This is a genomic window from Shewanella pneumatophori (assembly GCF_023283895.1).
Taxonomy (GTDB): Bacteria; Pseudomonadota; Gammaproteobacteria; order Enterobacterales; family Shewanellaceae; genus Shewanella; species Shewanella pneumatophori.
Map to the genome: position 1 here is coordinate 122,744 of NZ_JAKILB010000002.1, position 15,382 is coordinate 138,125.

A 15,382-nucleotide genomic window follows, 5' to 3' on the forward strand; every position below is an offset into this window, starting at 1 on the left:
ACCCATTCCCCCATGCTAACGACTATGTATGTTAGGTGCTTTATATTGGCACTGTGTAGATACTGAAAAGCTAAATGTGATTTTGCTTAAGTTGGTATTAAGTAGGAATAATGTTGTAGTATTGCAGCGCTAATGGCTTGTTTTTATTTTTACTGGATTAATTGAATTATAAATGGAGTTTTGAATGAATAAGATGCTTATCGCGGCAGCAGTTGTTGCTGCAGGTGCTGGTGGATATTGGTATAGCCAGCAATCGGCACCATTGTCGACAAGCGATGACGTAGTCCTTAGCTACGTACCGGCTGACACCCCTGTATTTTCTGCGCAATTACAGCCGTTTCCTATTAAGTCTTATATCAATTCTCTATCAGAAGCTTATCGACAGTACCCAGCAGGTGCGTTTAGCGAGCTGGAAAATGAACCTGATGAGCGAGCGCAGTTTTTTGTTAGCTTACTAAAATCATACGCAGACTCGATGCAAGACGGCGACACTTTCATTAAAACCTTTGGTCTTGCTGAAGATATTCGCAGTTATTTTTATACTCTCGGCGCTATGCCAGTGCTTAAAATCGAGGTTGAAAATGCAGATGCAATTTGGGCATTACTTGATAAAGCTGAAGCAGAAAGTGGCTTAGCTCATACCCCAGCTAATTTAAAAGGTGTGGATTACCGCAGTTATCTGATTACTGACCCAGAAGAGCGGGAACAGATTAGTTTAGTGTTTGCAGTACACGATGGTATGTTTACTACCACTCTCAGCACCTCGTTTATTGATGCCAGCGTACTTGAGAATGCACTTGGAGTGACCCCGGTAGATAACTCTATTGTTGATGCCAAAATTATTGACGGCATCATCAAAAAACATGGCTTCACAAATGACGGTGTTACCTACATTAATCATCAAGAGATTGTTACTGGATTAACTAGTACCGACGGTAACCAACTGGCGGGTCAGTTATCAAAGCTTTATGGCATCATGGGTGAAGATCCTATTCAAGATCTAAAGTCGCCGGCATGTAGTTCGGAGCTTGCTGCCATTGCTAGCAACTGGCCACGTACCGTTGCCGGTTATGACGAGCTAAACGTTACAGAAAACAGTAGTTCGTTTGGTTTTAGAACGGTAATTGAGGGGGAAAACAAACTGCTACTTGATGCTTATCAAAAGCTGCGCGGCTTCCTACCTGCTTATACTCAAGATGTAGACAATAGTGTGTTTAATATTGGTTTAGGTATTGATGTGACTCAAATGGTGCCATCTTTAACTGCTATTTGGGACGATATGCTTACGCCTGAATATCAGTGTGCTGCGCTAGCTTCAATGCAAATGCAGATGAGCCAGCAAAGCCCGGCAATGCTAGGTATGTTTACTGGTATGGCGAATGGCGTTAAAGGCGTAGGTGTCTCGCTCATTGATTATAAAATTAGCGATGATGTCAATTCTCCTCAGCTAGAAAGCTTAGATGCAGTAGTGAGCTTATCAGCTGATAACCCTGCCATGCTATTTAATATGGCGAAGTCTTTTGTACCAGAAATGGCCAGTATTCAATTGCCAGAAAATGGTGATGCTATTGATTTAAAAACCATACTGCCTATTCCGCCTGAAATGAATATTTCACCTAAGTTGGCGTTAAAAGGTAAGCATTTGGTGTTGTTCTCGGGTGATAAAGGCGCGGCAATTGCTGACAGCCTAGCCAGTGAGCAACTGGTTAATAATGGTATGTTGGTGGTTTCAGCTGATTACATGAAAATGTTCGATCCACTGTTAACCTTTATCGAAATGACTGGCGAGCCAATTCCTGAAGAGCTAGAGGCGATGCAGAACTATGATATTCGCACTAAGTTCACTGTCGATGTTGCTCCAGAAGGCTTTGAAATTGACACCCATATGAATTCACGTTCATCTAAGTAAAAAGCTTATGTCATAATAGCTTACTCGCCAGCCCTAAGAGGCTGGCGTTTTACATTTTAAGCACGGTGATTGGTTGGAGCAAAGATGGTGGCACAAGTAGTAAGTGGTTTATTTTTAAAAGCCAATGAAGTGAGAGTAGTGAGCTTGTCAGGCAGCCGTGGCGAGCACCAAGTTATTGCACCTAAAGTGAATAAATTCAGTTTGCTTAAAAACCCTGAACAGGCTGATGTAAAACAGTTTATAGCCCAGCTACAAACTTATTTGGTTGAACATAATGTTGAGAAAGTGGTGTTGAACCGACGAGCAACGACTGGGCAGGGCGCAGGCGGTGCAGGGACGTTTTTAATGGAAGGGGCGATCTTGGCCAGTATTGATGTTGCGGTAGAGTTTGTTCACCCTGCAACCCTTAGAGCCACAGATAAACGTTGTAGTGAATTGAAATCTCTTAAGCCGACAACCGTCGATTTAGGCAAAGCATTTGACTTGGCATTTGAATCTTTAGCCAATTAAAATAATGATCCATTGAGGATGCGCCGCGTATCCAAGTTAAAATATGGGCTTAATAACAAGTGCTTTATTACTAAATGACTTGATACATAAATAACCGCTGCTCAAATAGCTCGCGAGAGTAGCGTTAGTGTTTAAAGAGCTTAGCTAAGACAAAATGGATAAATTTCTAAAGGATAGGTGGCAAACAATGATCAAACAGCTTTCAAAACTTACTTTAATGGCGCTTTTGTTATTGCCATTAGTGGCTCAAGCAACTGATTTACAAGTTGGCGATGATGCGCCCAATTTTAAACTGCAAGCAACTGATGGTCACTTTTATCAATTGAGTGATTACAAAGGTAAGCAAAACCTAGTACTGGCTTGGTATCCAATGGCAAACACCCGAGGCTGTACTTTAGAGTGTAAGTCGCTAGTGGAAAAGGGTCATCTTATTCGTGAATATAACGCGGTTTACATGATGGCTAGCGTGGACGACTTAGAAGACAATCAAGCATTTGCTCGTGAGCAAAAAGCAGATTTCCCAATGCTGAGCGACCCGACTAAAGAAACTGCTAAGGCTTACGATGTGCTCAACCTTGTACGTGTTGCCAGCCGAGTGACATTTTACATCGGTAAAGATGGCAAGATCTTAAAGATTGATGAAGACATCAACGCCAAAACTGCGGCTGAAGATATTGCGGCAACTCTAGCTGAGCTAAATATCGAAAAGGCTGAACAAGAGTCAGAGCCAAACAACAGTGAAACTGCTCAAGTTGAATAAACTTAAGTTGAAAAACTTCAAGTTGAAAAACCTCAAGTTGAACAAGCTCTGCAGCTAGTCGCTTGAAATATACAACAAAAAGCCCCGTAATATCGCTATTACGGGGCTTTATACTGTTTGGTATTAGCTTCTCTTGCGGCTAATTAAGTCGATTTTTAATACTCGTCTTCAGTTTCACCTTGAACACGGGCTTTACGCTCTTGTTCTTCTTCGAATGCTGCTTGAATTTCAGCTAGCACTGAATCGATATCTGCGCTGTGTTCACTTTCAACAAACTCACCAGTGAGCTCGGTATCAGGTGTTAACTTACCTGACTCAAACTTAAGCCACATCTCTTGCGCGTATTTACTGTTGCGCAGCGACGGCGCGAATTGACCATAATATTGGGTCATATTATTCACATCACGCAGCAGCATTCGCTTAGCGTTATTGTTTGCGGCAGCATCAACGGCTTGCGGCAAATCAATAATCACAGGGCCGCTATGATCCAGCAACACGTTAAACTCAGATAAGTCGCCGTGAATAAGGCCTGCACATAGCATTCGCTGCACATCTTTCATTACCATTGCATGGTGAGCGATAGCGACTTCTGGCGTCAGGGTGACATCGTTTAGTCGCGGCGCAACGTAACCTGCTTCATCGGTAATGAGCTCCATTAGCAATACGCCGTCAAAACAGCCGTAAGGCGTCGGTACTCTTACACCTGCGTAGGCAAGTTTAAACAGCGCATCAACTTCAGCACTTTGCCAGGCTTGTTCTTGTTCTTGTCGGCCGTAGTTAGAGCCTTTTTCCATGGCTCTTGCACGGCGAGAGTTACGGCTTTTGCGTCCTTCTCTATATTCGACCGCTTTTTTAAAGCTGCGTTTATCTGCTTCTTTATAAATCTTGGCGCAACGAACGTCATCACCACATCTTACAATGTATACATCGGCTTCTTTGCCGCTCATTAATGGACGAATTACTTCGTCAATTAGTCCTTCATCAACCAGAGGTTGGAGTCGTTTTGGGGTTTTCATAGCGCTCTTATACCTTAGTTGGCCCAGCGATGGAAAGGATTGAATTATTATCGCTGAAAAAAAGGGTATTTATCGCTAATACTAAGGGGATTTTGTTAACGCTTTTCGGTTGTCGCAACGGCTACAGTACCTTTTAGTGGCGCAAGTGAGCGGTTAAGTTTCTGAGCCAAAATAATAGCCCCGACATTACTGTCTTCAAAAGCAAATTGGTGCAGCTGAATTGCTGGCGCTATACCAATGCCCGAGATCAGTTGACCATCTGCGCCATACACTATGCCAGTGCTTAATTCGAGCTCAATGCCGCTGTGAGGCAATGTTACTTTATAACGTGGGCTTAAGCTGCCGCGAGTGGTGCTGCCAACAAGTTCAACATTGGGCCATTTCTGAGCCGCTAGGGCTATCCATTCACACTCTTGTTCGCAGTCGCTATCGATTAACAAACTAAGCTGAACCTGCTCTGATGTGGCTGCTTTAGTTTGAGCACTTATTTTAGGCTTAGTCTTTTTTTTAGGGGCAATATGCAAACGAGCCTGAAAGTCACTCAATGCCGTGGATTGTTTGAGCTGATTATCAAAGCCTTGATTAATAAGATTAGTTTGTTCAAAAAAGTTGAGTTTATTAAGCGCAGTAAAATGTTTGGGTAATTGCTCAGCACGAGAATGTGAGTGGCGCTTGTATTGCAGTACCCCAATTGTTTGCTGTTGCTTGGGCTGACCAAAGTGCATTTTTAGCCACGCCATTAGTTGTGGTTGCGGCTGTTTAATGGCGCGAATATCTATAGCTAAAGGCTGAGTATTTGGCGCAATAGGTTTTGCTAATAATTCGGTTAGTACATTAAGAGTGGAAGGGGCGATATTGTCGTTTAAGTGGATGAGCTTGTGAGCTATTTGGGATTCAAGTGAACGAGTCTCTGGTGAATGCAGCTGCTTAGTTATTGCTGCAGGGTGAGTGATGGCGCGAGTCAGTTTAACGGTACGTTGTATATGATTATCACCGTTACTTAAGGTAATGATGCTGTCTGTTTTGTGGGGGAGGCCTATATCTTGTCTTAGCTTGGAGATTTGTTGTAACCAGTGTACCTGAGCCGCACTAGAGAGTTTCACTGAATCTGCTAGGTATGCTTGACTAGCAATTACCCAGCGTTGTAGCGGAAGGCCGTCGATATGAGTGATGTAGGGAAAGTCGAGATCTAACTCTTGGGCTATAGCTGAGTGATTTGCTTTATCTAATTCATTTATCTTCTCTGATTTGTTTATTTCACTAGGCTCATTTCCGCTAACTGATAAGGCATGCCAGTTTTGACCATCAAAGCGCAGGGTTAACGGTAATAGCAAAGCTGACTCATTTACCGCTGGGCGTGTGACGCTGGCCCCTGGGTCATTGAGTTGACTGATAATGCTTTGTAATACGTGTTCTAGCTCTATAGTTTGGCTCAGCTGAGGTGCTGTTTTAGCAAGCTTTTGACTTGCTCGAGTGATAGATTCTAAGCTTGCTGGCTTTAATGCTGCAAATGCTGAGTACTGATTAATGGCATTTAAAAACAATGCGATATCTTGCTGGTATTGCTGCTTGGTTAACTCGGTTTTTATGCCGGATGGCGAAATTGACAGGTAAAGAAGCTGAGCGGCACTCATGCAAATGAGTACCGCAAAAGCGCAAATGGTTCCCTTAAAGCTCAAAGTCATAATCCACCCTAAAAATCAGCTCTGTTGCACTTTTTTAGGTGCTTTTTATAGCGTATCTCTTATTGCGGGCTCTATATGTTTGCGAGCTCAGCTTTAACGCTAAAAAATATTCAGACCTGATTTAGATGTTGTTGATATCGAGCTTTATGCGCCACAACTTAATATTTATTACAAAATGTCGTTAATCGACACGCCGATACCAATTCGTTGGTTATGTACATTGTAGTCGATTAAACTTTCACCGTAGCCATTAAAGTACTGGGTATATACACGTAAGTTGCCCAAAATAGGGTAGCTCCAAGTAAACTCCACTGCACCATGGCTTGGATGTTGAATAAAATTACGTAGCATTAACGTAAACCTATGTTCATCGAGCCCATATACCCCAGTGAATTCAATATTGCCCATGTAGTCGTTTATGTCCGGATTATCATCGCCACGTGGTGATTCAGGCGTTTCCTTCTCATCTTCAGGAATACGCCACCAAGCTTTAGCCTCTAATGCGAATGGGCCGTTATCGAATACCATCATGCCGTATAATCGATTCCAACTACGTGAGCGCGAGCCTGATTGACCATTAGACTGGTGTACTGCACCGACTCCCCAAAACGAGTTGGTTAATGGGCCTAGTTGCCAGTCGTTGGTAAAGACCATAAATACTTCTGGTTCGTGGTTGGTTTCTCGAAAAGGCGAAGAGATATCTTTGTTATATACCTGCCAGTAGGATTGGTTGGTGTACGCGGCAAACAGGTGGCCATTATCGCCAAATACGTTGTGCCAAAGCGGGAATTTAAAACTGATTTGAAACTTAGCTTCCATGTTATCTAAGGTAAATGGTTGCTCACTCGCTTCTTCCTCAAACGGCGCCATGTTTGGTGACTTACTGTAGGTTACTGGCAGAATATAATTCACTTTATGTGGGGTAATCACATAGGGCAGATCGCCAGTGGCTTTTTCATCGGAGATCCGCTCATCTACTAATGATTGCGGCTTTTTTGGCGAAACTTCTATCTCTGTTGCGGCGGATTCTGTTTTAGATTGCGCCTGTAGGCTAAACGCGCAGCTTAAACCTACTGCTAACAATAGCGCAGCTGATTTGTTCATAACATTCCCTGAATTTTTAGTTGAATTACAGCTTTTATTGTTTGTAAGTGATTCTACCTAGCAACAAGTTGCTTTAACAGTGATTAAGCAAGTTAGTAACACTTATGCCTAGGTATTTGAGTTGTTGAACGGTAGTAATCGATCCGGTTTTGACTAGATTGAAATGCGATAACTTAGTGCTAAAAAACACAAATTAGTGGGTATGGCTTAACTATGATACATAACAGAAATAGTTAAGTGTTTATTTTACAGTTAGTTATGGGGTTTTTATGTGTTGTAGAGAATTAATGTCAGTAGGCTAAATAACAAAAAGTTATAAAAAGTAATAATTTTCTATTTATTATGGAATAAGGAGGCGGCTATATTTCAGCATAACGAATAAGAGTGAGGAAGCGTTATGGAGATTGTAGCTTTACCCGGTCAAGCCGCCACAGGAAAAGTCTGGCTAGTTGGCGCGGGGCCTGGTGATGTTGATCTACTGACAGTTAAAGCCTTTAGAGTTCTGCAAAGTGCCGATGCAGTGCTATATGATGCGCTAGTCAGTGAAGATATCCTCGCGCTTATTCCAAAACATGCAGAAAAGATAGCAGTAGGTAAGCGAGCGGGTAAGCACAGTGCTGCCCAGAGTGAAATTAACCAACTGTTGGTGACCAAAGCTTACACTCGTAAAAATGTGGTTCGTTTAAAAGGCGGTGACCCCTTTATATTTGGTCGCGGCGGCGAAGAACTTGAAACTATTGTTGCTGCTGGTGTCGAGTTTGAAGTTGTCCCGGGGATCACCGCAGCTAGCGGTACCGCTGCTTATGCAGGGATCCCATTGACCCATAGAGATTATGCTCAAGGGGTCAGTTTTATCACTGGGCACTGCAAGCTTGAAAGTCGTCCTATGGACTGGCAAGCATACGCTAACCCTAACAATACCTTAGTAGTGTATATGGGGATCCTTAACGCCGAGCTTATTCAGCGAGGGCTGATGGGGGCCGGGCGAAGTGTTCAGACTCCTGTTGCTATCGTATCGAAAGCGACCACATCGGCGCAGCAAACCTTTATTGGCACCCTAAACAATATTGATGAATTAGCCAATCATCCAGACCTAGTCATGCCAGCCTTAATGGTGATTGGCGAGGTCGTAGAGCTTGCCGGAAGCCTAAATTGGTTTACCCCAGATAATAGCCAACTCAATAACCCTGAGTTAGCCGCACAACTTAAATAATTGATTGAAGAACACGGAGAACTAGCATGGGCGCAAAAGAGTTAAGCCATTTGCAACAACTGGAAGCTGAGAGCATTCAAATTATTCGCGAAGTGGCGGCTGAATTTGATAATCCTGTGATGATGTATTCCATCGGTAAGGACTCTTCTGTGATGCTTCATCTTGCTCGCAAAGCATTTTACCCAGGAAAAATCCCCTTCCCATTGTTGCACGTCGATACAGATTGGAAATTTAAAGAGATGATCGCGTTTCGCGATGAGCAAGCGAAAGAGTTTGGCTTTGATCTGTTAGTACATAAAAATCCAGAAGGTTTAGAGCTTGGGATTAACCCATTTGATCACGGCAGTGCTAAGCACACCGACATAATGAAGACTCAAGGATTAAAGCAAGCACTAAACAAATACGGTTTTGATGCCGCTTTTGGTGGTGCACGCCGTGATGAAGAAAAGTCGCGTGCTAAAGAGCGTGTGTATTCGTTCCGCGATAAGCACCACACTTGGGACCCAAAGAATCAACGCCCAGAGCTATGGCGTACTTATAACGGTGCAGTGAATAAAGGCGAAAGTATTCGTGTATTCCCGCTTTCAAACTGGACTGAGCTTGATATTTGGCAATACATCTATCAAGAAGATATTAAGTTAGTGCCACTGTATTTTGCTCAAAAACGCCCAGTTGTTGAGCGTGATGGCATGATGATTATGGTAGACGATGACAGAATGCCATTAGCTGAAGGTGAACAACCAAAGCAAGAGTTAGTGCGCTTTAGAACTTTAGGCTGTTACCCACTAACGGGGGCTATGCATTCAGAGGCTAACACGCTAGAAAAGATTATTGAAGAGATGCTGTTGACTCGCTCAAGTGAGCGTCAAGGACGTCTTATCGATGCTGATCAAAGTGCCTCTATGGAGCTTAAAAAGCGTCAGGGATATTTCTAATATCCCGTAAGGGATGTGGCTAAAGAATTCTAAGGGATCATTATGAACCAAGCAGTAACCAATAACGCCCGCTTAGCGGCAGAACTTGAAGATTTAGGTGTTAAAGAGTACCTGTCATTACAGCAAAATAAGGGCCTATTACGCTTTTTGACGTGCGGTAGTGTTGATGACGGTAAAAGCACCTTAATTGGCCGTTTATTACATGACAGCGCCCAAATTTATGAAGACCAGTTAGCAAGCTTAAAAAGTGATAGTGCTAGACTTGGTACCACAGGTGAAGAAGTTGACTTAGCTCTGCTCGTTGACGGTTTACAAGCTGAACGTGAGCAAGGTATTACCATTGACGTTGCTTACCGTTACTTCTCAAGTGACAAGCGTAAATTTATTATTGCCGATACGCCAGGCCATGAGCAGTACACGCGTAATATGGCAACCGGCGCCTCAACCTGTGACTTAGCGGTTATCTTGGTTGATGCGCGTTATGGTGTACAAACTCAAACTCGTCGCCATGCCTTTATTGCTTCACAGCTAGGTATTCGTCACTTTATTGTTGCTGTAAACAAGATGGATTTACTCGATTTTGACGAAAAAGTCTTTAACGACATTCAAGCTGAATTTGCCAAGTTTGCTGAACAATTAGGTGACTTGGATATTCGCTATGTGCCGCTATCAGCACTTAAAGGCGACAATATTGTTGATAGTAGTGAGCACACGCCTTGGTATGACGGCGGTACATTGCTACACCTTTTAGAGACCATAGATACACGTCGTGAGTTAACCGAACTACCAGTGCGCTTTCCTGTGCAATATGTCCAGCGTCCTGACTTAGATTTCCGTGGCTTTTCTGGCACATTAGCATCTGGCGTAATTAATGTCGGTGATGAGTTAGTGGCGCTGCCATCGGGTAAGCGCAGCAAGGTTGCACGCATAGTGACCTTTGACGGTGATCTTGAACAAGCGATTGCAGGGCAAGCGGTAACTTTGACTCTTGAAGATGAGATTGATATTTCAAGAGGTGACTTACTATCACAAGTTGATAATGCACCTGAACTAGCTAACCAAGTGACCGCAGACATTGCCTGGATGGATGAAAAGCCATTACAGGTTGGTCAGCTATACGATTTAAAAGTGGCGGGTAAAAAATTACAAGCTAGCGTAGCTAAAGTTGATTACGTAGTTGATATTAATACGCTTGAACGCAATCAAAGCAATGATATTGGCTTAAACGATATGGCGCGGGTGACGCTTGAGCTTAATGAGTCGATAGCAATTGATCCTTATACGTTAGTACGTGATACCGGCGGTATGATCTTAATCGACCGTTTATCAAATGCCACAGTTGCAGCAGTTATGGCCGTGTCGACTACGAGACAGCAGAGCAGTACTCAACAATACAGTGATTTTGAGTTAGAGCTTAACGCGCTTATTCGTAAGCAATATCCACACTGGCAAGCAATCGATATCAGCAAGGTTGAACGTTAATCATGGCTGATTTGTGGGTGTTGTCGTGCATATTATTTGCCTTAGTCGCCGCCTTAATGGCGGGACTATGGACACCTGCTGCATTGTTTTTTATTGCTTCATTAACAACTTACCTATTAGGCATGGTTGAGCTAGAAACTGCGCTTGCAAGCTTTACTAATGCCAGTTTAGTCACTTTGGTGCTGCTAATTATGTCGACAGCAGCACTGGAGAAAACCTCTTTACTGGGTAAGTTAAGCCAAATGGTTGGTCGCGGCTCTTTAGCGTCAACCATGGCAAAGCTTGGGGTTTCAACAGCGTTATTATCATCTTTTACCAATAATACCGCGGTGGTTGCGTCGCTTATTGGGGTGGTGAGAAGAAACCAAGCACATGCACCGGCTAAATTATTGTTACCGCTGTCTTATGCGGCAATTTTAGGTGGTACATTAACCTTAATTGGTACCTCAACTAACCTTATCGTTAACTCGTTTGTTGAAAACGCCGGCCTTGTACCGCTAGGTTTTTTTGAGTTCTCGATGATAGGTATCGTTATTGTTAGCGCTGGTGTTGGTTTGCTCGTTTTGCTTGCTAACTGGTTGCCAGATAGACGTGAAGAAGCGGCTGATGAAACCTTACCTTATTTACTTGAGGCAAGAGTCGCGAAAGAGTCACAACTGATTGGTCACAGTGTGCAAGATAACCGCTTACGCGCACTGAAGAAGTTGTATCTTGTAGAGCTTGAGCGCAGCGGCATTCGTATCTGCCCAGTGCCGCCACATTTAGTGCTACAAAGTGAAGATATATTGCGTTTTAGTGGCGCGGTAGAATCGGTGGAATTACTCCACCAATTTGATGGTTTAGAATGGTTTGGTAAGCAGCAAGCTAAAGGGCAAAACCTGATTGAGGCTGTGCTGGCACCAAGCTCTAGCCTAGTTGGTCGCTCGTTAAAAGAATCGACCTTTAGAGAGAAATTTGATGGTGCAGTACTGGCCATTCGTCGCGGTCATCATCCGCTTAAAGGCGGTCTAGGCGATATAGAGTTACAAGCGGGCGATGTGTTGTTGATTACACCTGGTGATAGCTTTAGCCGCAATACTAAGTTGGCATCTGAGTTTGCGGCGGTAAGTGGTTTGGACTTAAGCGTTAGGCTTGATCCTCGTCGCAGTCAATTTGTGCTTGCTGGCTTTCTGGTTACCATTTTAGCTAGTCTGACAGGCCTGCTTCCGTTAGTGAAAGGGCTTATCTTGCTGCTTATGAGCTATATAGCGATTGGTGCGGTTAGTTTGTCTGAGCTAAAACGTCGTTTTCCATTTGAGCTGGTGGTCATTGTGGGCAGCGCACTGAGTTTGGCAAATCTGATGCTATCAACAGGACTTGCTGATGATATTGCTACTTTTATTCTTGGTTCAATAAATGGCTACGGTGTGTTTGCTGCTTTTGTCGCAGTGTATTTAATGACGTTATTGCTGACAGAGCTCATAACTAATAATGCCGCGGCGGCACTGTCTTTCCCGGTCGCCTATGCTATCGCAATGAGTTACGGCGTAGATACTAGGCCTTTTATTTTAGCTGTAGTATTTGGTGCAAGTGCTAGCTTTATATCACCTTACGGTTATCAAACTAACTTGATGGTGTATAACGCGGGCAATTATCGATTTAGTGATTTTGTTAGGGTGGGATTGCCTTTGTCACTGCTTTATTCCGCCATTGTAGTGTTATTAGTTCCAGTATTTTTTCCTTTTTAGTTAACGCTAAGCTGGGCTGAGTTAAGTGCAGTAGATAGTGATGTTTTGAACATTAAATATGGATCTTAGCGAGTTTTATAGCCTGTATTTATAAATAAGATTTTTGGGAGTTTTTATGTCGGATATTGTTTGGCACCAACATAGTATCGATAAGCAATCGCGTGCGGAGCAAAAAGGGCAGAACCCTATTTTGTTATGGTTCACAGGGCTGTCGGGATCTGGCAAATCGACCTTAGCTGGCGCACTTGAGCGTGCACTGTTTGATGCCGGATTTCATACTTATTTGCTCGATGGTGACAATGTGCGCCATGGCTTATGCAAAGATCTAGGTTTTAGCTTGGATGACCGAGATGAAAACTTACGCCGTGTAGGTGAAGTGGCTAAATTGATGGTAGATGCAGGCTTAGTTGTGCTGTCGGCCTTTATCTCACCGACCCGTGAAGAGCGTGAGCGTGTAAGAGCATTATTTGAAGACGGCCAGTTTATCGAAGTCCATGTTTCTACGCCGATTGAAGTGTGCGAAGCGCGTGATCCAAAAGGCTTGTACAGTAAGGCGCGTGCTGGTGAAATCAAAGACTTTACCGGGATCTCTGCACCTTACGAAGTGCCGACTGCTGCGGAGCTTACGATTGACACCAGTAAAGGTGATTTAACCAATCAGGTACGAGCATTGCTTGACTATTTAGCAGCGATTCAAGTGATTGATTCTGAAAAGCTAAAAGCGGTCGTTTAGACGGCGATTTATAGAAGTTAAAATAAAAGGGCTGCATCGATGCAGCCTTTTTTATGCGCTTTGAATGAAGTTAATCAATCTTAAAATCATGTGAAAACAGGGCTTTCATTGCCTTTATATAGCTTTTATCTGTGTTGAAATGGATTAATTGAGCCAGTTCATCGCCGATAGGGGTAAAGCGATAATAGCTAAAAAACAGTTGACCGCTTTTAGGCGTTAGCTTGAGTTTATTGTCGCCAAGTGCAAAATGGATTGGCGTTTTGCAGCTAAGGAGCCCGGTTTCTAGTTCGCTGCGATGTAGCAGGCCTGCATCTACTAAGGTGAGGATATTAGAGTAAGGGAGGCCAAACTGCGATAAACCAATATTCCTCGAAGTGGCTTTTTTAAATAATTGCCCAAATCCACCTGCATGCCTAAAGCCTATAATGAGCTTTAAACGGCTTTCGTTATTGATAAGCACTGACATACCTAAGGCTTTTTCTAAAATTTGCGCTTCTTTGTGGGTTAGTTGTTTCAGCGTGCTTAATGTACGGAGACTAAAATTTCCCGGTGAAGTGATCTCATGAGCTAAAATTCGCCCCCATAACTCCTGCATTTTTCGATTATGAATTTGCTCTGCTAGCTGGAAAAACTGGTGTGCCCAGTCAGGATCAAGATCGACACCAGTGACATCTGATGGAGTATGGCTAATGGCAATTTTGTAAATGGTTTCTAAGTTTTCTTGGTATTGGCAGGCTAACTTTTGCGCGCGAAATGTTGCCCGTTCAGCAATCGATGCATTGCTTGCCCGGTAGTCATCTTCACTTGCTAACCCTAACATTCGCCCTAGCAGCAAAGCCTTTTTTCGAGCTGATGCATCAGTGGCTTTATTACTATCTTTTGTTGCATGCGCCACCGCGCCGTCTGTTGCTGTTTCAACCATGAAGCCATTCGCCATTATCAATAATTGTTATCACGCCAATTGTGTTATCTAAAAACAGTTAACTCATACTCGGCTAACTATGGCCGATACTAATTAAACTATCGGCCATCACTATTAATTCTTGATAGCAGTTAATTTGCTGCAGTTGGTCTCACTTTACCAAAGTGGGCAACTTCTTCACCTTGGTCGGGATGGCGCGGTACGTTAAGCGCTAAAATCAGTGAGCAAACAGCAAACCCTGCACCGATATAAAATACCATTTGCGATGACGTTAACCATAAAAAACCGAGTAACGCGGGGATCACGACTGCTGCAATATGATTAATGGTGAAGCTAACAGACATAGTTGCTGCAATATCTTTAGGGTCTGCAATTTTTTGAAAGTAGGTTTTCATTGCAATGGCCATAGCAAATAACAAGTGATCGATTACATAGAGGGCTGCAGCTAATTCAGCTTGTTCAACAAGTGCATAGCTAATAAAGACTGCGATAAGACCAACATACTCAATAGTTAACGCATTTCGCTCACCAATGCGGCCAATAAAACGGCCGATAGCAGGTGCAAACAGTAGGTTAATAACATAATTGATGAGAAATAGTGAAGTGATTTGGGTGATGCTATAGCCAAACTTTTCAACCATCATAAAGCCTGCAAACACCATGAAAATCTGTCGCCTCGCCCCTGAAAAGAAAGTCAGCATGTAGTAAAGCCAATAGCGCTTTCTTAGGATGATTTTCTTATGCTGCATCTCACCTTGGTTAAAGTTAGGAAAGTAATAGCTAATCGTTAGCACCATTAATAACCCTAAGCTGCCGATAATGGCGTACATCCACTGATAGTCGAGCTTTAGCCAGCTCATTACTAACCAAATACTGCCATAGCCTCCAAGAGCGGCGGCGCTGCGCCATGCTAATGCCTTGCCCATAAACGCTGCGGTGTCTTGTTTATCTACCCATTGCAGAGTCAAAGATTGGTTTACGGTTTCAAAATAATGAAAACCTACCGACATCAATACGGTAGTGATATAGAGACCTAATACTTGAGGGAAAAAGCCAGTAATTGCCACACCGATACATAAAACGGCGAGAGATAATAGCGCAAACGCCTGCTCTCGGATCAGCAATAAAACAAAAATAGCGGTAAAGGCGAGAAATCCCGGTACTTCGCGTAGGCTTTGCAAAATACCTATTTCAGCACCGGTAAATTGCGCTCGTTCGATTACAAAGTTATTTAATAATGCCTGCCATACAGCAAACACCAGTGACATGATAAATGTCATCCATAGGAGTAGTTTTTGAGGATCATTTCTCATTGGAGTTCCTATCAGTCACTTGCAAACCGGTTGATTTCAGTGCTGCTTTTTCTTGGGGATTTAGGCGAAAGAG

Annotated in this window: 13 protein-coding genes; 8 read left to right on the top strand and 5 right to left on the bottom strand. The window is 43.2% G+C overall.

Annotated elements, in window-relative coordinates; translation table 11 throughout:
- Positions 1-184: 184 nt before the first annotated feature.
- The 3 genes from L2740_RS03570 to L2740_RS03580 all read left to right on the top strand — a co-directional run bounded on the left by L2740_RS03570 (position 185) and on the right by L2740_RS03580 (position 3,179).
- Entirely contained in the window at positions 185-1,909 is a 1,725-nt protein-coding gene (locus L2740_RS03570) for a hypothetical protein (RefSeq protein WP_248948723.1), read from the top strand.
- 84 nt (positions 1,910-1,993) lie between these two features.
- On the top strand, positions 1,994-2,419 hold the full coding sequence (locus L2740_RS03575; protein WP_248948725.1) for a DUF3010 family protein: 426 nt from the start codon (positions 1,994-1,996) through the stop codon (positions 2,417-2,419).
- 187 nt (positions 2,420-2,606) lie between these two features.
- The gene (locus L2740_RS03580; protein ID WP_248948726.1) at positions 2,607-3,179 is read left to right on the top strand and encodes a peroxiredoxin family protein; all 573 of its coding nucleotides are present in this window, start codon (positions 2,607-2,609) and stop codon (positions 3,177-3,179) included.
- Between the two features lie 155 nt (positions 3,180-3,334).
- On the opposite strand, the gene L2740_RS03585 is transcribed toward L2740_RS03580, so the two are convergent.
- The 3 genes from L2740_RS03585 to L2740_RS03595 form a co-directional block, all read right to left on the bottom strand.
- Positions 3,335-4,195: a PA4780 family RIO1-like protein kinase gene (locus L2740_RS03585; protein ID WP_248948728.1), complete on the bottom strand. Its 861-nt coding sequence runs from the start codon at positions 4,193-4,195 to the stop codon at positions 3,335-3,337.
- 95 nt (positions 4,196-4,290) lie between these two features.
- A complete protein-coding gene (locus L2740_RS03590) occupies positions 4,291-5,880 on the bottom strand; it encodes a S41 family peptidase (protein WP_248948729.1) in 1,590 nt (529 codons plus the stop codon).
- Positions 5,881-6,048: 168 nt separating this feature from the next.
- On the bottom strand, positions 6,049-6,984 hold the full coding sequence (locus L2740_RS03595) for a phospholipase A (protein ID WP_248948731.1): 936 nt from the start codon (positions 6,982-6,984) through the stop codon (positions 6,049-6,051).
- Positions 6,985-7,381: 397 nt separating this feature from the next.
- Between L2740_RS03595 and cobA the strand changes: the two genes are divergently transcribed.
- The 5 genes from cobA (at position 7,382) to cysC (ending at position 13,074) form a co-directional block, all read left to right on the top strand.
- Positions 7,382-8,197 (top strand): uroporphyrinogen-III C-methyltransferase, encoded by an 816-nt coding sequence (cobA, locus tag L2740_RS03600; protein WP_248948733.1) that lies wholly within the window; start codon positions 7,382-7,384, stop codon positions 8,195-8,197.
- A gap of 26 nt (positions 8,198-8,223) precedes the next feature.
- Complete coding sequence (gene cysD / locus L2740_RS03605) at positions 8,224-9,132, top strand: sulfate adenylyltransferase subunit CysD (RefSeq protein ID WP_248948734.1); 909 nt, start codon at positions 8,224-8,226, stop codon at positions 9,130-9,132.
- A 42-nt stretch (positions 9,133-9,174) separates the two neighbouring features.
- A complete protein-coding gene (gene cysN / locus L2740_RS03610) occupies positions 9,175-10,614 on the top strand; it encodes a sulfate adenylyltransferase subunit CysN (protein WP_248948736.1) in 1,440 nt (479 codons plus the stop codon).
- 2 nt (positions 10,615-10,616) lie between these two features.
- Positions 10,617-12,341, top strand: a complete 1,725-nt coding sequence (locus tag L2740_RS03615; protein ID WP_248948738.1) for an SLC13 family permease — start codon at positions 10,617-10,619, stop codon at positions 12,339-12,341.
- 115 nt (positions 12,342-12,456) lie between these two features.
- Positions 12,457-13,074, top strand: a complete 618-nt coding sequence (gene cysC, locus L2740_RS03620; RefSeq protein ID WP_248948739.1) for an adenylyl-sulfate kinase — start codon at positions 12,457-12,459, stop codon at positions 13,072-13,074.
- Positions 13,075-13,144: 70 nt separating this feature from the next.
- Here cysC and L2740_RS03625 read toward each other — a convergent pair whose 3' ends face one another.
- Positions 13,145-13,996: a TIGR03899 family protein gene (locus L2740_RS03625; RefSeq protein ID WP_248948741.1), complete on the bottom strand. Its 852-nt coding sequence runs from the start codon at positions 13,994-13,996 to the stop codon at positions 13,145-13,147.
- Positions 13,997-14,127: 131 nt separating this feature from the next.
- A complete protein-coding gene (locus L2740_RS03630) occupies positions 14,128-15,309 on the bottom strand; it encodes an MFS transporter (protein ID WP_248948743.1) in 1,182 nt (393 codons plus the stop codon).
- Between the last annotated feature and the right edge of the window lie 73 nt (positions 15,310-15,382).